Here is a 19,238-nt window from a genome sequence, read left to right as displayed (position 1 = left end):
TTTTTTCTGATCAGCACATTTGAGCAGTCAGACATTACATTGGCAGAACTGCTGCGGGCTTGGAAAGCCCGCTGGGGGATCGAAGTCATTCACCGCCTTGTTAAACAGAACTTGAGTTTCGGCCAGTGCCGTTACCGTGACATCCAGGCACACCGAAACTGGGCCTTTCTGGTGGTTCAAGCCTTTCATGCCGTCCTGGAGGTCAGAAAACGAGATCCCGAACTCACATGGCGTGCTGCACAGCATCTGGCGGCCCAAGAACACCGTAAGTTCGTCCTGACCGCACTTTTTCCTGGTTCACCATTGTTGGAGGCTGTTTGAGACGCAGTGTGGCACAGGACTGGAAACTCTTGTTTGATGTCGGCCATGCCCACCGGCTGCACGCCCAGCGCCAGCACGTCCTCGGCGTATGCCCACTCCAGCACCACCACGCGCCTGGGAACGCCCGTCACGCAGGTCTGTCCCAGGGCGTGCGTGATGGTCTGCCCCTTGCACGTCTGCGCCGTCTGGGCTGAGGCCGACAGGCTCAGGCCGCCCAGCAGTGCCAGCGCCAGTCCGGGCTGGAAGCCTCTCATTTGACCTTGTCCAGAATCAGGCGCGTCATCTCGTTGCTGTTGCGGATCGACACCAGCGGGCCGGAATACGGGCTGAAGGCTTCAGGGACGTACAGCACACTCTGGGCCTGAAGGCGCTGACCCACCGGGGTCTTGAGAAAGGCGTCCGCGCCGTTGAACTGGCCGCCTGGGGGAAACAGCACCACCAGGGTCTTTTTGTTAATCCCCAGCAGCGCCTCGTCGCTGACCTGTGCCCCGATGCCCAGCGTGGCGCTGCCGACTTTCAGGCCGTCCCTGAAGCCCAGCGAGCGCAGATCGTCGATCAGGCGCACGCTGCTGTAGGCCCAGGTGTTGCCGCCGCTGAAGGGGGCCAGCACCACCACCTTGTCGTATTTCCTGAACACGCCCGCCGCCTGCAATTTACGGGCGTTGCCCCGGTTCACGTCCGCCGCCTGCTTGATGATCTGCTCGGCCTGCACCTGTTTGCCAAACACACGGGCTAGGTCACGCAGGCCCTTTTGCCAGAAGCCCTGGCCGCCCTCCTCGTAGCCCACCGTGGGCGCGATCTTGCTGAGCCTGTCGTAATTCTGGTTGCCGTCCCAGGTCAGGCGCACGATCAAGTCGGGTTTCAGCGCCAGAATGGTTTCTAAGCTGGGCGCGGTCCAACTGCCCACGAAGCTGGGGTTGTTCAGCTTGCCCCGCGCGTAAAAGCCTTCCTTCAGCACGCTGGTCTTGAGCTTGCCGCCGCTGATGTCGGTGGGCGACAGGTAGCTGCTGCCCAGCCCCACCACGCGCTCGCCCAGCCCCAGCGCAAACATCCAGCCCAGCGCTTCCTCGTCCATGACCACCACGCGTTGCGGATTTTTCTTGACGGTGGCGGTGCCCTCGTCGTGTTTGAGGGTCAGCGTGTTCGGGGTCTGGGCAGAGGCGGCTGGCAGCAGGGCCAGGGTCAGGAGCAGGACAACTCGGTTCATGGTCGCAATCTATTTAATCCGATTGGTTTAGTCAAGTTTAAAAGCGCATGGTGGGACGCCGTCCGCGCGCTCAAGGTCGGTGAGCTAGAAAGCCCCCCGAATCAGAGGTTCGACTGGCACGGGGGCTTAAGGGACAAATCACTCCGATTTGCACCTCAGGGGCAGATGCCTTGTTCCCGCGTCAGCCGCATCCCGCACCGCATCAACCGCCCAGTCGCCACCACAGCGCCAGCAGCGCGGCGATCAGCACTGGCGGCGTGGCGATCAATCCCAGGCGCAGGTACTCGCCCCAGGGCACCTCTATCCCCTTTTGCCGCAGCAGACCCAGCCACAGCAGCGTCGCCAGACTGCCAATCGGCGTCAGCTTGGGGCCGATGTCGGCGGCCACGATATTGGCGTAGACCATCATTTCGCGGAGGACAGGCGGAACGCCACCCACCTCCTGAATGCTCAGCGTGCCGATCAGTACGGCGGGCAGGTTGTTGGTGATGGCCGAGAGCGCGGCGATCACGCCCCCCGTACCGAACACCGTGGCCGCTGCCCCGTGGGCCGCGAACGTCTCCAGCAACCCGGCCAGCCAGACCGTCAGCCCCGCATTCTTGACCCCGTAGACCACCAGGTACATCCCCAGCGAGAACAGCACCACGTCCCAGGGTGCGCCGCGCAACACCGGCCCCAGCGCCACCCGCCGCTCCAGCGCAGAAATGCCCAGCACAATGGCGGCGGCCAGCAGCGCCACGGCACTGACGGGCATGCCCAGTCCAGGGGCGAGAAAGAACCCGGCCAGCAGCGCTGCCATCAGGCCCGCGCCAGCCCAGCAGGTGCGCGGAGCAAGCAGCGCCGAGCCGGGCGGCGGCAGGGCGGCGAGGTCATACCGGGCGGGCCAGGAATGCCGGAACATCAGCCACAAGACCCCCAGGCTGACCGCCACGCCCACCAGATTCACCGGCCCCATCACGGCGGCGTAACGCGCGAAGGGCAGCCTGAACAGGTCGGCGCTGATGATGTTGGTGAGGTTGGAGGTGATCAGCGGCAGGCTGGCCGCGTCGGCCACGAAGCCCACCGCGAACAGCACCCCCAGCGACGCCGCCCGTGAAAACCCCAGCACGCTGCACAGCGACAGCGCGATGGGCGTCAGGATCAGCACCGCGCCGTCGTTGGCGAACAGGGCGGCCAGTAGCGCCCCGAACACCACCAGCAGTGCGAACAGGCGTCCGCTGTGCCCGCCCGCCCGCCGCGCCAGGTGCAGGGCCAGGAAACGGAACAGCCCCGCCGCGTCCAGCAGCAGGCTCAGCACGATCAGGGCCACCAGGGTCAGGGTGGCGTTCCAGGTGTCGTTCCAGACGGCGCGCACATCATCCCAGCCCACCAGGCCCAGTGCCAGCCCCAGCGCGGCCCCGACGAGTGCGCCCACTGCCACGCTCAGACCCCGCGGACGGAAGACCACCAGATACAGCGTCAGGGCGAAGACACCCAGGGGAAGGATCACGGCGGCGCGGACCTGTCGGAGTGGCGCTTTTGCCTGAGCCAGCCTGTATTCACCGCCGAAGAATAAGCCACAGGCGCACAGCCAGAGCGTGGGATCAAAACGGACTTGAGGCCGCAGCAATCGCGGTTGCTCCGGCAATCTTTTCCGCCTCACCTGGAAAGTCCTGCTGGGTGGCCCGCACATAGCGCAGGGTGGTGTCCGGCGAGGCGTGGCCCATGGGCTGGGCCAGGCGGTACAGCGGGACTGTCTAGGCCAGGACATAACCGAAACGGTGCCGCAGCTCGTGCGGACTGACCTCGGCGCGGGCCAGACGGGCGTACCTGCGAACCAGATGGGCCAGGGCGCGGGTGGTCAGGCCCCAATACCTCGCGGGCAGTGATATTAAGCGGCACGTCGATATTAAGCGGCACGTCGCGGACCGTGTCGCTCTTGCCAAGTGCAGGTCACGGCGGCACATGGGCGCAGACTTCGTGGGCGCGTAGGCTGGTGTGCAGCATCAGGACGATCAACGTCTGGTCATGCGCCGGGCCGTGGTCATGACAGTCCGCACCAGGGCGCGGTTCACGCCAGTTTGAGGCCGCGTTGATCCTCTCCCCCACGCGCTTAAGGGCCTTGTATGACGCCAGCGTGCTTTACCCGTCGCTGATTCACATGGATTGAATCGTCCGCATTTCAGTCTTCTTCGGCTGGTGGGGCGTAAAGCGGCAACCCCTCAGCCCCGGCAGCCTGGCGCTGGCGGTCATCGAAGGTCAAGAACTCGATTCCGTCAAAGGCCAGGGACGCAATCTGGGCACCGACCAGATGCACGGCGTCCATCGCCCGCAGGCCAAGCGCCGCCTGACGAATCACCAGCGCTGAGGCGTCTTGTAGCGCCCCATCGTCCACCGACACTACCTCAAAGGTCTCCCAATCGTGGTGAAAGTCAGCCAGCAGGCGGGTGACCTGCGCCGCACTTAGGCGGCCCGAGTGGGCGCGGTGCTGGCGCTGCATCAGGGCAGCGGTGAACTCCGGGTGGGCCAGGCCGCTGACCACCACGCGCGGCGCGTCCAGAATGGCCCGCTGCACCAGCGCGAAGAAGGGGTCTTTAACCAGATAAGCCCGCAGCAACGCCGAGGTGTCGAGGAAGAGTGGGGGAGCAGCGCTGGAAGTCTGGCTCAAAGGTCGCGCCCACGCAGCTCGGCGAGCTGGTCGGGCACGCTCCAATCGCCTTCAGGAACAGCTTCAGAGCTGCCTTCAAACCGGCCAGAGCGGCGCGGCGCGGCAATGCGGGCGCGGGCGTCCTCGCGGCGCACGGCTTCGGCGGCGCTGACTGGCTCCAGAACATCCTGAAACAGGACCGCGCTGCCGGTCAGTTCGCTGAGGGCTTCGAGCATGGTGCCGACGGTGGCGAGGTCAATGCGCTGGGCCGGTTTGCTGGCCAGACCGTAGACGGTGGCCGGGGCCAGGCGGCCCTCGGTGGCCTTGACCAGCCGGTAGGCACTGATGCCGCGCCGTTGGAGGAATGCGCCCAGGTTCATCTGAAGACCCATACTGCTAGCTTATCAGAGTAGAGCCTGGCCTGGTGAATGTCCGATTTTTGTCCAACTCGGATAAAAGATAGAGTTTTGCCGTCTGATACGGACTCCGATTAGAGGGTGTTGAAAACACCCGTAATCCGAGCGGAGCGAGAAGGAGAGAAACGGGTGCCGGACGTGGAGTGTAGGAATCGGCGCTGTCCCGATTCCTACACGAAACAAACGGAGTCCGTATGACACACGCAGCGCTAACTACGTCATGGATGCTGCTGCTGGCATACACCGCTCGCCATTGCTCTGAATTGTGCAACAGGGATCTGCAACCCGAGAACGTTAATCTCCACTGGATATCTTCTGGGACGCACAGAAAGCCGTTGCTGTACGCTTCCGAGCTGCGGGGGAGAAAAACGGGTTCCGGGCGTGGAGTGGAGGATCGGCGCTGTTCCGATTCCTGCACGAAACAAACGGAACCCGTTTTTCTCCTGCTCGCTATCGTCGCGAATAGACGCCCATGAGGACGCTGCTCCTCCCGCGCGGATTGCGGATGCTTTCAACACCCTCTAATCGGAGTCTGTATAAGGTACGCACGCGATGTGGACAGAATCTCGGCCTTCGCCCGGTCAACCTGCCTGCACCAGATGCGCTCTGCGCACCTCGTCCATCTGCACAGCCGTGTCAGCAGCTTCGGCAGGACGCGGGTACTGCTCTCCCACCGGGCGATATTGATAGCTCCATTCGCTGATCTGAAGCAAAATCGGCAGCAGCGCCACACCTTTTTCAGTCAGGCGGTAAACCACTTTCTGTGCGTGGCTGGGGTCCTCGGCTTTGCTGATGATGCCCTCTGCAAGCAGCATTTTCAGGCGGTCCGAGAGAATGTTCGATGAGATGGCCTCTTCAGAGGCGAGCAGTTCGCGGAAGTGGCGCTTGCCGCTGAACATCAGGTCACGCACGATCAGCAGCGTCCACTTGTCGCCGAAAACGTCCAGGCCAAGGCTCACTGGACAGCCTGAACGGATGGTTCTCTCTGCGCTGCGCTCACCCATTTTCATCACCTCCCTACTGCTTGCATTATCGCACCAGTTCGGGTATGGTTCAACTGGTTGTGAAACGCAACTGCTTTGACCGACGTTGATCATCGTCCTGCCGTTGACCTGGAGGTTTTACCGTGCACACTTTGTCCACCAATTCAGAACTCCTCGCTTCTCTTCCCACAGATTCCCGCCTGCTGGGCAAGAAGGCCATCGTCACCGGCTCTACCAGCGGCATCGGCGAGGCGATTGCCCGCGTGCTGGCTGCCTCAGGCGCTGAAGTCGTCGTCAGTGGCCGCGACGCCGCCCGCGCTCAGCAGGTGGTGAAGGCCATCACCTGGGGCGGAGGCAAGGCGCATCTTGTTCCCGCCGATCTGGCAGGCTCCTATGACGCCCTGCGCACCTTTGCACGTGAGGCCACGGCTGCGCTTGGCGGTCAGGTGGACGTTCTGGTCAACAATGCGGGGGTCTATCCAGTGACGCCCACCGAGGCGCTTCTCGACGCTGATCTGGAGGCCATCTTGGACATCAATATCCGCGCGCCACATGTCCTGGTGGGCGAGCTTGCGCTGGGCATGGTGGAGCGTGGTTCGGGGAGCATCGTCAACATCGGTTCGTGGATGGGGCGGATCGGCACGGCCAACGGCGCGATGTATACCGCCTCCAAAGCCGCCATTGAGCAGATGACCCGCAACTGGGCGGCGGAATACGGCCCACGCGGCGTGCGGGTCAACACCGTGGCTCCAGGCGCGACGCTGACGCCTGGCAATGCTGAATTCAGTGCCGCCCTGGACGCCATGACCGCTGGCACTGCCGCTGGCCGTCCTGTTCGGCCCATTGACATCGCCTACGCGGTGCGCTTCCTGGTCACCGAGGAGGCCGCCTTCATTCATGGCACCGTCCTGGACGTGGACGGCGGCATGAATGGCACCCGGCTCAACTTCTAGAGCATTCCTGACCCTCACCGGAGAACCCATGAACCTGACTGATTACCGCACGCTGGGCCGCTCTGGCCTGATCGTCAGCCCGCTGGCCCTGGGGACCATGACTTATGGCAACACGGCCTGGGGTTCCGCCGATCACGTCTCTAAGGCCATCTTCAATGCTTATGTGGATGCGGGCGGCAATTTCATCGACACTGCTGACGTGTACTCGGGTGGGCGAGGTGAGGAACTGGTGGGTCAGTTTATTGCCGGGCGCGGCTTGCGGGACCAGATTGTGCTGGCCACTAAATTCGGCTTCAACGCCCAGAGGGGCAACCCGCACGCGGGCGGCAACGGGCGCAAACAGATTTACCGGGCGCTGGAAGGCTCCCTCAAGCGCCTGAAGACCGATTACATCGACCTGTACTGGCTGCACGTCTATGACATGGTGACGCCGGTGGAAGAGGTGCTGCAAACGCTGGGCGATCTGGTGCGGGGTGGACAGATTCGTTATTTCGGCTTCTCGGACATGCCCGCGTGGTACGCCATGAAAGCGGCAACGCTGGCCCAGACGCTGAATAGTCCTGGCCCAGTTGCCATGCAGCTCGAATACTCACTGGTGGCCCGCGAACTGGAGAACGAACATCGCCCCGCCGCGCGTGAAGGTGGGATGGGCGTGGTGCCGTGGAGTCCGCTGGCAGGCGGCTTTCTGGCGGGCAAATACGAGCGCGATGGCGAGAACACGCATGGTGAGGGCCGTCTCAGCGGCAGCAATCCATTTTCCGGGCCGTTCACCAAGTTCACGGAGCGCAACTGGGCCATCTTGAACACGCTGCGGACCGTGGCGGGCGATATCGGCAGACCGCCCGCACAGGTGGCGCTGGCCTGGGCAGCGGCGCAGCCGGGCATCACGTCCACCCTCATCGGGGCCAGCACAGTGGCGCAACTGGAGGACAATCTGGCCTCCCTGGACATCCGCCTGACGCCCCAGCAACTCCAGGCGCTGAATGCAGTCAGTTCACCGGGAATGAACTTCTTCTCGCCTGATCTGCGGCGGATGGTCTTTGGCGGCGCGAATGTGGCGGGCTGGGGTGAGGAGGACTTTAATTGCCCTGGTGGTCCTTCGAACCGACGCAGGGAGTGATCGACTTCCTGACCCCTGACCTGCGTGATCCGCTGGCCTCCACCTCGACGCGCATCTCCGCCGAGGCGGCAGACCCATCGACGGCCCGCATCCTCCGGGTGGCCGTGGGCAGCCCACTGCTGCGCTTCGTGACCCTGGGCCTGACGGCGGGCGGCGAGGTGCTATACCGCAACGTCTCTTTCCAGTCGGGTGATCTGCTGGACGTGCATATTTCGAGACAGGTCACGGCTCCGTAGCTGGCCCTGAACCAGACTTCCAGGTTCCTCATCTTCAAATGCGTTGTCGGTGCAGGAACTGGCCGTTCCCCCGTTCAGCCACCAACCCGCCCTGGTCCACCACCTTCTGACCCCGGACCAGAACCGTGACCGGCATGCCCCGGACTTCCATCCCTTCGTACAGGCTGTAGTCGACGGCGCTGTGCTGCGCCTGTGCCGTGATCGTATGCGGGCGCTCCAGATCCCAGAGCGCCAGATCGGCGTCGTAGCCCGGCGCGACACTGCCCTTGACCCCACCCAGACCGAAGCTGCGGGCCGGATTGGTGGCCGTCAGGGCCACAAACCGTTCCAGGCTGAAGTGGCCGCCGCGTACACCAGCCTGGTGCAGCACCATCAAACGCTCCTCGATACCGGGGACGCCGTTGGGAATCAGGGTGAAGTTGTCCCGGCCCAGGACTTTCTGGGTGTCGAAGCGGAAGGGGCAGTGATCGGTGCTGATCACGCTCAGGGTGCCGTCCCCCACCGCCGCCCACAGCGCGGTCTGGTCCTCCTGCTCGCGGGGTGGCGGACTGCACACCCACTTGGCCCCCTCGAAACCGGGGCGGTCCAGATCGGCCTTGGTGAAGAAGAAATACTGGGTGCAGGTCTCGGCGGTCACGCGCGCGCCCCGCGCCTGGGCCTCGCGCACGCGCGCCAGCGCCGGACGGCAGCTCAGGTGGACGATGTACAGCGGTGCGCCCAGCACCTCGGCCAGGGCGATGGCCCGCCCGGTGGCCTCGGCCTCCAGTTCCGGGGGACGGGTCAGGGCGTGGTATTTGGGGGCCGTCTCGCCCCGCGCCACCGCCTCGGCCATCAGCACCTCGATGGCGTCGCCGTTCTCGGCATGCACCAGCGTCAGCACGCCCGCGTCACGCGCCCGCTCCAGGCAGCGGAACATCGCCATATCGTCCACCTGAAGGGTGTCCTTGTAAGCCAGAAACAGCTTGATGGACGTGACGCCCTGATCCGGCAGGCCGGCGATCTCGTCCAGCACGTCCGGCTGCGGATCGGTCACGGCGACGTGAAAGCCGTAGTCGATGACCGCCTGACTCCGTGCCCTGCCGTGCCAGGTGTCCAGCGCCGCCCGCAGACTTGAACCTCTGGGCTGGATGCAGAAGTCCAGGTGCGTGGTGGTCCCGCCCATCGCCGCCGCGACCTGGCCGGTGTAATAGTCGTCGCAGGTCACGGTTCCCATCGAGGGCATCGACAGGTGAGTGTGAACATCAATGCCGCCGGGTAGAACGTGCTGGCCGCTGGCATCGATGATCTCATCGCCCGACTGTGCCAGGTCCGTTCCCAGCGCCGTGATCTTGCCGCCGTCCACGCGCACGTCGGCCTGGAAGCGTCCATCTGCCGTGACGACTGTGCCGCCGCTGATGATCAGGCTCATTCGGGGGTTTCCATCTTGACTCCTGGGGCTTGAGATCTCATCCTCGCAGACCGCTCCACATCAGAGGCCGAACGCCTCTAATCCAGCGATCAAGCGGTCCACTTCTTCCAGCGTGTTGTAGTGGGCCATAGACACGCGCACCACGCCCTCGGTCTGGTCCAGGTTCAGCGCCTCGATCAGGCGGTAGGCGTAAAAGTGTCCATAACGCACGGCGACGTGTTGCCCGTCCAGAAATCTGGGCAGCTCCGACGAGGCCACGCCGTCCACCACGAAGCTGATGGTGTCCACCCGCGCCAGGGGGTCTGCTGCCGGGTGACCGATGATCCTGACCCTGGGTTTGCCAGCGAGATAGTCCAGCAGCCGCCCGGCCAGCATGGCCTCGTGCGCGGCGAAGGCGTCGAACACGCCGCCGAGACTGTCCACACCGAGCCGCGACTGGAGGGCATCCATATACTCGGTCACGCCCGTCAGGCTGTAGGTCAGCTCGTAATTGAGGTTGCCGGGTTGAAGGCGGTAGGCCGCCGCATCCGGAGAGACGAAGAAGTGGTTGATGCTGGGCAGTTCCAGCAGGGCGTCCAGCTTGCCGAACAGCAGCGAGATGTGCGGGCCATAGACCTTGTACCAACTGAACAGGTAGAAATCCACATCCCACGCCTGAACGTCGACCTGTCGGTGTGGCGCGTAGGCCACGCCGTCCACGAAGACCTTTGCGCCGCGCTCATGTACGAAGCGGGTAATCTGCGCCACCGGGTTGATGGTCCCCAGCACATTCGAGACATGCGTGAAGCAGACCAGCCGCGTGCGTTCTGTCATCAAGCTTTCCAGCGTGTCCAGATCAAGTTCTAGCGTCTGCGTGTTGACCTTCCAGATCAGCGTCTTGACGCCGCGGGATCCCAGCCGCGTCCAGGCCCCCACGTTCGCCTCGTGATCGGTGTCGGTGACGATGATCTCGTCGCCCGCTTTCAGGAATTCGCCCATCGACGAGGCCAGGTTGGCGACGAGTTGCGTGGAGCTGCCCCCCAGGACCACCTCGCGCGGATCGGCAGCATGGATAAAGTGGGCCGCCGCCTGCACGCCCGCCTCAACACGGGCGCTGGCCTGCTGGGACACGGCGTAGCTGGCCCCGAGCTGCACGCTGGTGCTGAGCAGGTAATCGCTGACGCGCTCGGCCACGCCACGCAACACCTGCGAGCCGCCGGCGTTGTCGAAAAAGGCCCAGGGACTGTCCAGCGCCGGAAACTGGGAGCGGATGAAGTCGAGGTGCGGCTCCAGCGGTGAAACGGTGGGTGAGGTGGAAGCGGGAAGCGTGGTCATGGGGCAATCCTTTAAAGTCAAAGATGGGGCGCTATGCGGTCTGCTTCATCTTCAGCGGGCAGCGCGCTGCTTGCTGCGGGCCTCGAAGCGGCTGACCAGACGGACGAGTGGAAACAGCAAGATCACGTAGATCAGCGCCGCGCCCACCAGCGGTGTGGGATTGGCTGACAGCGCCTGCTGCGAGGTGGCCTGCTGCAGCAGTTCAGGCAGCGCCACCACCGAGGCGATGGCGGTATCCTTCATGATCGAGATGGCGTTCCCGGTGAGTGGCGGCACCACGATGCGCAGCGCCTGGGGCAAGATCACCGAGCGCATCACATCCCAGCCGTGCAGTCCCAGCGAGCGCGCGGCCTCGAACTGGCCGACAGGAATGGCCTCGATGCCGGAGCGGATGATCTCGGCCACGTATGCCGAGGCGATCAGCGAGATTGCCAGCACCGCGCAGGTGAAGGCGGGCAGCAGAATTTTGACGAACGGCAGGGCGTAATAAATCAGCACCATGAACACCAGCAGCGGCATGGCGCGCAGCACGTCGATGTAAAAGCGCACCAACCAGCGCAGCCAGCGTGGTCCGTAGAGGCCCAGCAGCGCCACCACCAGACCAAGCAGCGTGCCCACAACAGCGCTGACCACCCCCAGTTCGAGGGTGATCAGCAGGCCGCGCAGCAGGGCGGGCAGCGCCGAGTCCAGGACGTTCAGGTTGAAAAAGGTCTCGAGCAGCTTCATGGTCCTCGCCTGCTATCAGTGGCGCGCAATTACTTGGGCATCGGCAGAACGGTCATGGTGGAGGTGTCCTTTTCCGGCACGGCCCCGAACCATTTCTGGTACAGCTTGGACACGGCGCCGTTCTTTTTCAGGATGTCGAGCTGGGCGTTGAACTGCGCGGCCAGCGGACTGTCCTTGGCGAACATCATGCTGTACTGCTCGCCGGTCTTGAGGCGCTGCACCACTTTGACACCGCCCGTGACCTTGGCGTAGTACTGCAAAGCCGGGATATCGGAGATATAACCCTCGATGCGCCCGGCCTTGAGGTCGAGCATGGCCGGGTTCAGCCCGGTGTACTCGCGGATCTTGTAGCCGTACTGGGCCTGGTGGGCGGTGGCCCATATCGCGCCCGTCGAGCCGGTGTCCACGCCCACGGTCTTGCCCTTGAACGCGCTGACGTTGGCCAGGGTGCTGCCGCTGGCGACGGTCAGAGACTGATCCGAGTCGTAATACGGCTGCGTGAACGACACGGTTTCCAGGCGCTTTTTCGTGACGGTGATGCTGGAGATGGCGACGTCAATGCGCCCCGACTGCACAGCGGCGAACAGGCCGTTGAAGGGCGTGTTGACGATGTTGACCTTCTTGCCCAGATTCTTGGCGATTTCCGTGACCAGGTCGATCTCGAAGCCCACGTTGGCCCCGCTGGCATCCTGAAATTCCCAGGGCACATTCCCGATGTTGGCCCCGACATTGATCGTGTCCTGCGCCTGAGCGCCCGCACCGAGAAGGAGAGAAACCAACATCAATCCGCCGACTGCCGTCTTCATTCGCTTCATTTTTGATTCTCCCGGGAATGCTGGGACCAGAACTTGAAGTGCCGCTGCCTGCGGAGACGTTCCGCAGCCATAAAGGAAAGCCTTCACCTGGGAAGCTGAAGTGGATTTCTTTAGTGGGCAACAGCTTAGGCTGAGATGAGGCGGCTGTCTACAGCGACGCCGCGCTGTGTCTGCTTAACCCGGCAGCGTCCATCGCCTCGCCCAACCTCTCTGGTCCGTCGCTCACATCCTGTGAGGTGGCGGTCCAGGGCACCCGCACCCGGATCATGTTGGCCGACATGTCAGTCTTGAGCAGCAGCAACCCGTGTTCACGCGCCTGTTCGACAATTTTTCTGGGATCGCATTGGCGGGGGCCGCCCTCTGGGTCCTCTACCAATTCAATGGTCATCATCGATTCTGTGCCTCGCACCTGCCCGATCTGCCGACACAGGGCGGCCACCTCCGGTCCAGTCCAGTTCGCAGGCGTTCTCCCAGCACGGCGGCCTGGGGCAGCCACTCCCCTTCGTCGAAGACACATCAGGGACCGCGTTCGCGGCGCAGGCCAGGGGACTCCCCGCGCAGATGCCGCCCAGCCTGCCCGGTGCGGGCGCGTCGGCGATCTCAGCCCTATCAAGCACCGCTGAGATCGGCAGCCCCCCGCCCACGCTCTTGGCCAGCAGGATCGGGTCTGGCTCCACACCGCTGTGTTCAATGGCGTAGAAGGTTGCGGTCCGCCCAATTCCCGACTGGATTTCATCGGCCACCAAGACGATGCTGTGCTGCGCACACGGTTCACGTCGGCCACGCAGGAAAAGACAGTCGTCTGGTGCGCGTTCCTGTGGAAGCTCTCTTCCTAATACAGCTAATACGGGCACAGAAACGCAGCGCCAGGTACAGCCCTGACTACCGCGTCAGTCTTTGAACTGACCTCTTGTTCTGTTCCCCACTCACCAGAGTGGGCCAGGGAGTTGCTACCGTTGACCCACATGAAAAACCTGGTTGTGCTGAGTGTGTTGCTATCGACGGGAACTGTTCTGGCCGCCTCACCGGCAGATACCCTGGTGATCCAGTCCAGCGCGGAGGTCATTACCATGGACCCCGGCGCGATGTACGACGTCATCTCTGCGCCGGTGATCGTCAACGTGTACGAGACGCTGTTGACCTACAAAGGCAGCAGCCTCCAGCAACTGGTGCCCGCGCTGGCCACCAAATGGACCGCTGGAAGCGGCGGCAAGACCTACACCTTCGACCTGCGACAGGGCGTGAAATTCCAGAACGGCGACGTGATGACCTGCGTGGACGCCGAATACACCTTCAGGCGCAATCTGGTCACCAACGAATCATCGGCGGGCAACTGGTTCCTGAGCGAATCGCTGCTGGGCACCCAGGCCAATGCCAACGACGACAAGTCCATCACCTGGGCCAGAATCAGTGCCGCCGCCAAGTGTAACGGCCAGGGTCAACTGGTCCTGAGCCTCCCCAAAGTGGACCCCGCTTTCCTGTCCAAGATCGCCTACGTCGGTCAGGGCATCCTGGACCGCAAGTACTCGGCCAGCATCGGTGAGTGGGACGGCACCGAAGCCACCTGGAAGAGCTGGGTGGGCAAGGACGTGTCCGGCAGCGCCCTGAATAAGAAACCCAATGGAACGGGTCCTTACAAGCTGGTGCGTCAAGACGCCAGTTCCATGCTGTTCACAGCGCACGACAGTTACTGGGGCGGCAAGCCGAGCATCAAAAATGTCGTGCGTCAGAAGGTGCCGGAACTGGCCGCACGCCAGCAGGCGTTCCTGCGCGGCGACGCGGACATGATCGACGGCGGTGGGCGCGCAGTGGACGAGGCCCAGCTCAAGGGCAAGCCCGGCGTCACCTGGGTGGATGATTTGCCCAACACCAACACGGTTGCCATTTTCATGAACGAGAACATCAAGAACTCCGCGCTGCTGGGCAGCGGCAAGCTGGACGGTCAGGGCATTCCCGCCAATTTCTTTGGTGACGCCGACGTGCGCCGCGCCTTTGCGTATCTGTTCAACTACGCCCAGTACACCAAGGACGTGTTCAAGGGCCGGGGCGTAGAGCTGACCATGATGCTGCCCACCACCTTTCCCGGCTATGACCCCAAGATCAGCGTCTACAAGTACGATCCCAAGCAGGCGGAGGCGGCGTTCAAACGCGCCTTTGGCGGCAACATCTGGAAGAACGGCTTCACCTTCACGGCCAATTACCGCGCGGGCAGCACCTCGTCCCAGACGGCGCTGGAGTTTCTGAAGCAGAGCGTCGAGGCCCTGAATCCCAAATTCAAGATGAACTTGCAGGCCAAGCAGGCCAGCGAACTCTCGGTAGACGCGGGCAAGGGCATGGAACCCATGACCGTCCTGAGCTGGTCGCCGGACTACGCGGACCCGGACAACTTCATGTACACCTTTTACAGCAGTAGCGGCTGGTTCTACCCCCGCTCGAATTTCAAGGATGCCACCATCGACAAGTGGCTTGATCAGGCGCGGGCCACCATCGACACGGCCGAGCGCAACAAGCTCTACAGCCAGGTGGGCCGCCGCGCGCACGATCTGGCCCCGGTGATTTACCTGCCGCAGGAGGTCAAATACCTGATGTACAGCAGTCGACTGAGCGGCGCGCCGCTGACCAAAGCTGGGTATAACCCGCTGACCTTCCTCCCCTGGGCGGAACTGGCGAAGAAGTAGACCAAAAAGAGCTACGGTGGCAAAACCAGCTTGTCCCACTCTGCCTCAAGGTGGTCAAGGCAAACCTGGGGGGTGTCAGAACCGCGACTGAAGGCGACGGGTTTCCAGGTTTTGCTCAGGGCTCATCCCACGTTCCGGGGAGCTGATACGGACTCCGATTAGAGGGTGTTGAAAACACCCGTAATCCGAGCGGGACTCGCAGAGCTGCGCCGCAGAGGAGCAGCGTCCTCATGGGCGTCTGTTCGTGACGATGGCGAGAAGGAGAAAAACGGGTGCTGGGCGTGGAGCGTAGGAATCGGCGCTGTCCCGATTTCTACACGAAACAAACGGAATCCGCATGAGATCAGAAGCAGGGTTAACATCGGCTCCAACAGCGAAAATCCACGACAACGGATGTTGTGCATCGTTTGGAAGAAGGCGAGGTAGAGCGGCAACCACCGCTGCGAAATCCCTCTGTTTGGCTGTAACCACGAGCGCCGCAAGCACCACACGCCAACACCGTCGTCATCGCGTGCGAATTCTCGATGACCGTGATTCACGGTGACGTGCGCAAACCCCCACTCAGGCAACCGGGAGTCAATCGCGTACTCATCAGTATTGACCATGCTTCCCGGCTGGATGGTGGTCAGGATAGGGGGGCGGATGGTGCGCTGTTAAATGGTGGCGCAGAGTTGGAGCACGAGTGATCCACCACCTCGCTTGATCATGCCCAGGACGGGTGGCTTGTCGGACACGGCCGTGCCGCGTCCTCGCTTGCCCTTCAAACGTCGTCTACGTCCAAGCCGACATTTTTCTCACCAGATCACTCTGCCCCTTGTGCCCCGCCACGAGATAGACCTCGTCGATCTCGACCGTGCCAGCGAGTGTGGATGTGATGGATGCATCCACCACGCCTTGCCGGAGACTCAGGGTCATGCTCTGAGCATCATCTTCGTTCAGGCTGAACTCGTGGGCAATCTGGCGGTTGCTCAGATTGAGGCCCACCAGATAAAGACAGCGGTCAAGCATCGTCATCGGCGCTGCTCTGACCAAGAAGGCGCCCCATTATCGGAGGGACTGGTGGTGGCCGGCGAAGACCGTGCCGGTCAGGTCACCGAACTTTCAGACAGCGTTCTCGCTATCTGAACCGCTGGCTGTCGTCCCGGCCTAGTTTGACGACACCCGATGCGTGACAGTGCGGGCAGGTCACGCCATCGGGCGAACGGAGTTCCCGCACGCTCTCGAAGCATTTTTCATCGTCCAGGAGCTGAATCAAGCTCAGCATGCCGACAGTTTATCAGGATGTACTCAGCTCTCTGGAATCCAGGAAGAGCCTTCTCTTCACGGACGGTTCTAAAGCGCTTGGTCTGGGCCGGCCGGAGGTCTAGAAACATCAGCCCATTGTTCAGGAACCCTGCCGTTCAAACTCCAGTGTTTCCGGGTCAGCGAAACGCTCCAGGACGTGCCTGGAGAGTTGCGGTGGCAGCGCCTGGATGCGCCGCTCCCGCTTGCAGGCCGCTGCCCACTCGGCCAGCATCAGGTACTCTGCCTCTTCCAATTCGGCCAGCCAGGTCACGCTGCTTCCATGCAAAACGTAGGCATTTCCCTTCAGGTGGCAGGGTCCCAGACAGTGGCTGAACGACAGGTGGCAGGCTTTCCACAGGTAATCGGCTTTCCAGGCCGCGAGCAGGGCCTGCTTGGGGACGCGCCCTGGCGGCGGGCCGCCGCAGTTGCTGCCCGTGCAGATCAGCAAATGGGTCAGTGCCTGAAACTTCTGGGCGCGCGTGGATTCGGGGGTTATGCGTTCACTGGACATACGACATGCGGCACCTCGGAGAATGAATGGGAATAAAAAAGCGCCCGGCGGGGGCGCGTGGGAAACAGAAGAGTCAGGTCTGGCCGGGACAGGGCAGGGCGCGGAGCGCAGCAGACCGTTCTCCTGCTCCTGACGCGGAAGCAAGATAAACGCTGCAACGTGAGCAACCGGACTGGAACCGTGGCGCGACCGTGCCGGACTGTGCTTTCTGGAACCAGAAGGCAGACACCGGACTTCTCTCAAGCTGTGCAGCGGGCCAGTCATGAACTGACCTGCCGGGTAATGTACCTCAGCCGAGAGACTGGTAGCCGTCCGCGCGCCCCGCATGAATCAACGTCACCAGCGACGTGCGGCGGTACCACAGACCCGGGGCGGTGGTCTGGAGACAGGCCGCCATCCCGTCCAGAAATGCTGCCCACTGGGCCAATGCTATCCGGGCGAAGATCAGCAACTCTGCCTCGCTGGCAGATTCGTATTCGTGCCTTATCTCGACCTGCATCTGCACGGCGCGCCACCTGCGCCCAGGACGACAGGGCGCGCGCGGTATTCCAGAAAAGCCGCTGCCGCAGCTCATGCCCTGATCTGGCACGCCTGAACCAGCCGCCGCGCCATCCCCGGATCGGCGGCGTAATGCAGGTGCAGATAGCTTGCGAGGACGTTGCCTGACGCGTAGCCCTCCTCCACCGCGCTGCCGTCGTGGGCGGCCCAGCGGTAGGCCGGATGCGTGGGCACGTGCGTCAGGGCGCTGTAGTGAAACTCGTGACCGCGCAGGGCCTGGCCTTCTGGGGCAAGCGGGGACGCATGCAGCGCCGTGGCCTCGCGGTACCCCAGGGTCAGCCGGGATTGCATGCGGGTGCGGTAGGGAATGACGCCGCACATCTCATGACGCTGTCCGGCCCCGTCCTCAAGATGCTCGGAGAGGTACATCAGGCCGCCGCACTCGCCGATCACAGGCCGCCCGCTGTGGGCGAAGGCCCGAACGGCTGAGCGCATGGCCGTATTGGCGCTCAGCCGTTCGGCGTGAACTTCCGGGTAGCCGCCGCCCAGAAGTAGGCCACCGATGTTGTCAGGCAACTGATGGTCGTGAAGCGGGCTGAATGGAGCGAGTTCGGCCCCAGCAAGGCGCAGTTCATCCAGCGCATCAGGGTAATAGAAATGAAAAGCCTCGTCGCTGGCGTAGGCGATCCGGGTGTGGGCCGCAGGTATTGGAGAGCGTGACGGGAGCGCAAGCGGTTTAGCCGCCGCCGCAGTCAACAGGGCGTCCAACCGCAACGTGGCAGCGGCCTCAAGCGCGGCGTCCCCGTCCCAGTGGGTCTGCTCGGCACTCAACAACCCCAGGTGGCGGGAGGGAAGATGCAACTGCTGATTCCGCAGGACAAAGCCCAGAACGGGAAGACCCATTTGACCCAGCGCCGCCTCACACAACTCGGCGTGCCTGACGCTGCCCACCCGGTTGAGAATGACGCCCGCGATCTGGAGGGCTGCGCCTCCCTGCCGCCCGAATTCGCGCAGTCCCAGCGCCACCGCTGCCACCGTGCGGGCCATGCCGCCCGCGTCGATGACCAGCACCACCGGAGCGCCGAGCAGCCGGGCCAGGTCTGCCGTGGAATGCTCGTCGCTCCGGGGATCACGCCCGTCGTACAGGCCCATCACCCCCTCGATGACGCTGATGTCGGCGTCGGCAGCCGCGCGGGCGAACAGTTCACTCAGGCGCTGGCGGGAGAGCAGGAATGAGTCCAGGTTACGGGTCTTGCGCCCCGCCGCCCGCGTCAGGTGGGTGGGGTCCAGATAATCCGGCCCCAGCTTGAACGGCTGCACCGTCAGGCCACGCGCCCGCAATGCCAGGCACAGCAGCGAAGTGACCGTGGTCTTGCCGCTGCCCGAATGCGGCGCGGCGATGATCAGGCGTTTCAACGGGTGTCCAGAATCCCGCGTCTGGTCCCCGATTCCGGCGACTCAAGCTGGCTTGGGAACTCGGCGGACGCGCGGATCAGCATGATGGAGAAGTCAGAGAACTCAGCCACGCACTCACCTAACCGCCCGCTCCAGCTCGCCTCAGCCTGGGTCAGCGCTTCCCAGACCTCCACCGGGCGGTCAGGGGCCACACCCTGTTGCAACGTGTAGGCAGCGATATCTCGCGGCATGAAATCCCAGGGACGCGGGATCACGATGGCGTTTCTCCCATCTCTCAGCACATGAACCAGATGGCGCTTGAAGGGTTCAATGTCGCCCCGGCGGTGGAAGGTCAGGAAGGTGGTCTCGTCAAAACAGACCCGCCCCCGGCTTGCCATGATCTGTGCGCTGGAAATGCCGGGAACAGTGTCCACCCGGTGTCCGCAGGCCAGTTCTACCCGCTCCAGAAACTGGAAGCCGGAGAAATGCACGTCGCCCATGAAGGCCACCACGCAGCGTTTGCCCATGTGGTGGAGGGCGGCCACTTCCTCCAGTTTTGCCACCTGATCGCGGTAGCCCATGCCGATTTGTACAGTGTCCGGCGCGAGAATGGGCGCAACAAGGCCCAGCACCGTGTCAAAGCCCGCCACCACTTCGGCGTCTTCCAGCAACTTCTTACCCAGGGCCGTCAAATAGTCCAGGCTGCCCGGTCCGATTCCAACACATACAATCATTCAGATTCTCCAG

25 protein-coding genes are annotated in these 19,238 nt (G+C 63.2%); 6 read left to right on the top strand and 19 right to left on the bottom strand.

The window, feature by feature from the left end:
- Positions 1-321 (top strand): hypothetical protein (locus BOO71_RS27680; RefSeq protein WP_439823018.1); only part of this gene is annotated, 321 nt, incomplete at its 5' end.
- Between the two features lie 36 nt (positions 322-357).
- Positions 358-579 carry a hypothetical protein gene (locus tag BOO71_RS27675; protein WP_175607381.1) on the top strand — a complete coding sequence of 74 codons (222 nt, stop codon included), beginning with the start codon at positions 358-360 and terminating at the stop codon, positions 577-579.
- Here the strand turns inward: BOO71_RS27675 and BOO71_RS06290 are convergent.
- The 7 genes from BOO71_RS06290 to BOO71_RS06265 form a co-directional block, all read right to left on the bottom strand.
- A complete protein-coding gene (locus tag BOO71_RS06290; RefSeq protein ID WP_075831106.1) occupies positions 572-1,528 on the bottom strand; it encodes an ABC transporter substrate-binding protein in 957 nt (318 codons plus the stop codon). The genes BOO71_RS27675 and BOO71_RS06290 overlap by 8 nt on opposite strands.
- A 202-nt stretch (positions 1,529-1,730) precedes the next feature.
- Positions 1,731-3,017, bottom strand: a complete 1,287-nt coding sequence (gene arsB, locus BOO71_RS06285; RefSeq protein ID WP_075831105.1) for an arsenical efflux pump membrane protein ArsB — start codon at positions 3,015-3,017, stop codon at positions 1,731-1,733.
- Positions 3,018-3,111: 94 nt separating this feature from the next.
- Positions 3,112-3,234 (bottom strand): hypothetical protein, encoded by a 123-nt coding sequence (locus BOO71_RS29035; protein ID WP_303046717.1) that lies wholly within the window; start codon positions 3,232-3,234, stop codon positions 3,112-3,114.
- Positions 3,235-3,264: 30 nt separating this feature from the next.
- Positions 3,265-3,474 (bottom strand): hypothetical protein, encoded by a 210-nt coding sequence (locus BOO71_RS28245; protein ID WP_217694853.1) that lies wholly within the window; start codon positions 3,472-3,474, stop codon positions 3,265-3,267.
- Between the two features lie 215 nt (positions 3,475-3,689).
- Positions 3,690-4,175, bottom strand: a complete 486-nt coding sequence (locus BOO71_RS06275; RefSeq protein ID WP_075831104.1) for a type II toxin-antitoxin system VapC family toxin — start codon at positions 4,173-4,175, stop codon at positions 3,690-3,692.
- Positions 4,172-4,546 carry a hypothetical protein gene (locus tag BOO71_RS06270; protein WP_075831103.1) on the bottom strand — a complete coding sequence of 125 codons (375 nt, stop codon included), beginning with the start codon at positions 4,544-4,546 and terminating at the stop codon, positions 4,172-4,174. Before BOO71_RS06270 ends, BOO71_RS06275 begins: the two co-directional genes overlap by 4 nt.
- Before the next feature lie 605 nt (positions 4,547-5,151).
- Positions 5,152-5,529, bottom strand: a complete 378-nt coding sequence (locus BOO71_RS06265) for a winged helix-turn-helix transcriptional regulator (protein WP_217694852.1) — start codon at positions 5,527-5,529, stop codon at positions 5,152-5,154.
- Between the two features lie 167 nt (positions 5,530-5,696).
- Here BOO71_RS06265 and BOO71_RS06260 point away from each other — a divergent pair, with 167 nt between their 5' ends.
- The 3 genes from BOO71_RS06260 to BOO71_RS06250 are packed head-to-tail and all read left to right on the top strand — an operon-like array spanning position 5,697 to position 7,862.
- Positions 5,697-6,506 (top strand): SDR family NAD(P)-dependent oxidoreductase, encoded by an 810-nt coding sequence (locus BOO71_RS06260; RefSeq protein ID WP_217694851.1) that lies wholly within the window; start codon positions 5,697-5,699, stop codon positions 6,504-6,506.
- 28 nt (positions 6,507-6,534) lie between these two features.
- Positions 6,535-7,626: an aldo/keto reductase gene (locus BOO71_RS06255; RefSeq protein ID WP_075831102.1), complete on the top strand. Its 1,092-nt coding sequence runs from the start codon at positions 6,535-6,537 to the stop codon at positions 7,624-7,626.
- Positions 7,590-7,862, top strand: a complete 273-nt coding sequence (locus tag BOO71_RS06250; protein WP_083653102.1) for a UTRA domain-containing protein — start codon at positions 7,590-7,592, stop codon at positions 7,860-7,862. The genes BOO71_RS06255 and BOO71_RS06250 overlap by 37 nt, the downstream gene beginning before the upstream one ends.
- A gap of 34 nt (positions 7,863-7,896) precedes the next feature.
- Here BOO71_RS06250 and hydA read toward each other — a convergent pair whose 3' ends face one another.
- The 6 genes from hydA to BOO71_RS06220 all read right to left on the bottom strand — a co-directional run bounded on the left by hydA (position 7,897) and on the right by BOO71_RS06220 (position 12,979).
- Positions 7,897-9,270 (bottom strand): dihydropyrimidinase, encoded by a 1,374-nt coding sequence (gene hydA / locus BOO71_RS06245; RefSeq protein WP_075831100.1) that lies wholly within the window; start codon positions 9,268-9,270, stop codon positions 7,897-7,899.
- Positions 9,271-9,330: 60 nt separating this feature from the next.
- Positions 9,331-10,584 (bottom strand): aminotransferase class V-fold PLP-dependent enzyme, encoded by a 1,254-nt coding sequence (locus tag BOO71_RS06240; RefSeq protein ID WP_075831099.1) that lies wholly within the window; start codon positions 10,582-10,584, stop codon positions 9,331-9,333.
- Positions 10,585-10,635: 51 nt separating this feature from the next.
- Positions 10,636-11,310 (bottom strand): amino acid ABC transporter permease, encoded by a 675-nt coding sequence (locus BOO71_RS06235; protein WP_075831098.1) that lies wholly within the window; start codon positions 11,308-11,310, stop codon positions 10,636-10,638.
- Positions 11,311-11,339: 29 nt separating this feature from the next.
- A complete protein-coding gene (locus tag BOO71_RS06230) occupies positions 11,340-12,092 on the bottom strand; it encodes an ABC transporter substrate-binding protein (RefSeq protein ID WP_217694850.1) in 753 nt (250 codons plus the stop codon).
- Between the two features lie 181 nt (positions 12,093-12,273).
- Positions 12,274-12,513 carry a hypothetical protein gene (locus tag BOO71_RS06225; RefSeq protein WP_175607380.1) on the bottom strand — a complete coding sequence of 80 codons (240 nt, stop codon included), beginning with the start codon at positions 12,511-12,513 and terminating at the stop codon, positions 12,274-12,276.
- The gene (locus BOO71_RS06220; RefSeq protein ID WP_075831095.1) at positions 12,503-12,979 is read right to left on the bottom strand and encodes an aminotransferase class III-fold pyridoxal phosphate-dependent enzyme; all 477 of its coding nucleotides are present in this window, start codon (positions 12,977-12,979) and stop codon (positions 12,503-12,505) included. Before BOO71_RS06220 ends, BOO71_RS06225 begins: the two co-directional genes overlap by 11 nt.
- A 111-nt stretch (positions 12,980-13,090) precedes the next feature.
- Here BOO71_RS06220 and BOO71_RS06215 point away from each other — a divergent pair, with 111 nt between their 5' ends.
- Positions 13,091-14,803 carry an ABC transporter substrate-binding protein gene (locus BOO71_RS06215; RefSeq protein ID WP_075831094.1) on the top strand — a complete coding sequence of 571 codons (1,713 nt, stop codon included), beginning with the start codon at positions 13,091-13,093 and terminating at the stop codon, positions 14,801-14,803.
- A 771-nt stretch (positions 14,804-15,574) separates the two neighbouring features.
- Here the strand turns inward: BOO71_RS06215 and BOO71_RS28240 are convergent.
- The 6 genes from BOO71_RS28240 to BOO71_RS06185 all read right to left on the bottom strand — a co-directional run bounded on the left by BOO71_RS28240 (position 15,575) and on the right by BOO71_RS06185 (position 19,225).
- Positions 15,575-15,817, bottom strand: a complete 243-nt coding sequence (locus tag BOO71_RS28240; RefSeq protein ID WP_217694849.1) for a hypothetical protein — start codon at positions 15,815-15,817, stop codon at positions 15,575-15,577.
- Positions 15,818-15,920: 103 nt separating this feature from the next.
- Entirely contained in the window at positions 15,921-16,067 is a 147-nt protein-coding gene (locus BOO71_RS28235; protein WP_139322785.1) for a transposase, read from the bottom strand.
- A gap of 120 nt (positions 16,068-16,187) precedes the next feature.
- The gene (locus tag BOO71_RS06200; RefSeq protein ID WP_075831093.1) at positions 16,188-16,598 is read right to left on the bottom strand and encodes a hypothetical protein; all 411 of its coding nucleotides are present in this window, start codon (positions 16,596-16,598) and stop codon (positions 16,188-16,190) included.
- A 289-nt stretch (positions 16,599-16,887) separates the two neighbouring features.
- The gene (locus BOO71_RS06195) at positions 16,888-17,103 is read right to left on the bottom strand and encodes a hypothetical protein (protein ID WP_075831092.1); all 216 of its coding nucleotides are present in this window, start codon (positions 17,101-17,103) and stop codon (positions 16,888-16,890) included.
- Between the two features lie 65 nt (positions 17,104-17,168).
- Positions 17,169-18,512 (bottom strand): cobyrinate a,c-diamide synthase, encoded by a 1,344-nt coding sequence (locus BOO71_RS06190; protein ID WP_075831091.1) that lies wholly within the window; start codon positions 18,510-18,512, stop codon positions 17,169-17,171.
- Positions 18,509-19,225, bottom strand: a complete 717-nt coding sequence (locus BOO71_RS06185) for a cobalt-precorrin-7 (C(5))-methyltransferase (RefSeq protein ID WP_075831090.1) — start codon at positions 19,223-19,225, stop codon at positions 18,509-18,511. The genes BOO71_RS06190 and BOO71_RS06185 overlap by 4 nt, the downstream gene beginning before the upstream one ends.
- Positions 19,226-19,238 lie beyond the last annotated feature (13 nt).

The sequence above is a fragment of the Deinococcus marmoris genome (genome assembly GCF_001949125.1).
In the GTDB taxonomy this organism is placed as follows: Bacteria; Deinococcota; Deinococci; order Deinococcales; family Deinococcaceae; genus Deinococcus; species Deinococcus marmoris_A.
Note: the sequence above shows the minus strand (reverse complement) of the source record. Positions and strands in the feature narration are given on the sequence as shown.

What these genes read in the sequence shown, in the direction of transcription:
- BOO71_RS06200 (WP_075831093.1), bottom strand. Translation starts at nt 16,598, where the DNA reads ATGTCCAGTGAACGCATAACCCCCGAATCCACGCGCGCCCAGAAGTTT.
- BOO71_RS28240 (WP_217694849.1), bottom strand. Translation starts at nt 15,817, where the DNA reads ATGACGATGCTTGACCGCTGTCTTTATCTGGTGGGCCTCAATCTGAGC.
- BOO71_RS27675 (WP_175607381.1), top strand. Translation starts at nt 358, where the DNA reads ATGTCGGCCATGCCCACCGGCTGCACGCCCAGCGCCAGCACGTCCTCG.
- BOO71_RS06290 (WP_075831106.1), bottom strand. Translation starts at nt 1,528, where the DNA reads ATGAACCGAGTTGTCCTGCTCCTGACCCTGGCCCTGCTGCCAGCCGCC.
- BOO71_RS06255 (WP_075831102.1), top strand. Translation starts at nt 6,535, where the DNA reads ATGAACCTGACTGATTACCGCACGCTGGGCCGCTCTGGCCTGATCGTC.
- BOO71_RS06240 (WP_075831099.1), bottom strand. Translation starts at nt 10,584, where the DNA reads ATGACCACGCTTCCCGCTTCCACCTCACCCACCGTTTCACCGCTGGAG.
- BOO71_RS29035 (WP_303046717.1), bottom strand. Translation starts at nt 3,234, where the DNA reads ATGGGCCACGCCTCGCCGGACACCACCCTGCGCTATGTGCGGGCCACC.
- BOO71_RS06225 (WP_175607380.1), bottom strand. Translation starts at nt 12,513, where the DNA reads ATGACCATTGAATTGGTAGAGGACCCAGAGGGCGGCCCCCGCCAATGC.
- BOO71_RS06230 (WP_217694850.1), bottom strand. Translation starts at nt 12,092, where the DNA reads ATGTTGGTTTCTCTCCTTCTCGGTGCGGGCGCTCAGGCGCAGGACACG.
- BOO71_RS06235 (WP_075831098.1), bottom strand. Translation starts at nt 11,310, where the DNA reads ATGAAGCTGCTCGAGACCTTTTTCAACCTGAACGTCCTGGACTCGGCG.
- BOO71_RS06185 (WP_075831090.1), bottom strand. Translation starts at nt 19,225, where the DNA reads ATGATTGTATGTGTTGGAATCGGACCGGGCAGCCTGGACTATTTGACG.
- hydA (WP_075831100.1), bottom strand. Translation starts at nt 9,270, where the DNA reads ATGAGCCTGATCATCAGCGGCGGCACAGTCGTCACGGCAGATGGACGC.
- BOO71_RS06270 (WP_075831103.1), bottom strand. Translation starts at nt 4,546, where the DNA reads ATGGGTCTTCAGATGAACCTGGGCGCATTCCTCCAACGGCGCGGCATC.
- BOO71_RS28235 (WP_139322785.1), bottom strand. Translation starts at nt 16,067, where the DNA reads ATGCTGAGCTTGATTCAGCTCCTGGACGATGAAAAATGCTTCGAGAGC.
- BOO71_RS06215 (WP_075831094.1), top strand. Translation starts at nt 13,091, where the DNA reads ATGAAAAACCTGGTTGTGCTGAGTGTGTTGCTATCGACGGGAACTGTT.
- BOO71_RS28245 (WP_217694853.1), bottom strand. Translation starts at nt 3,474, where the DNA reads ATGTGCCGCCGTGACCTGCACTTGGCAAGAGCGACACGGTCCGCGACG.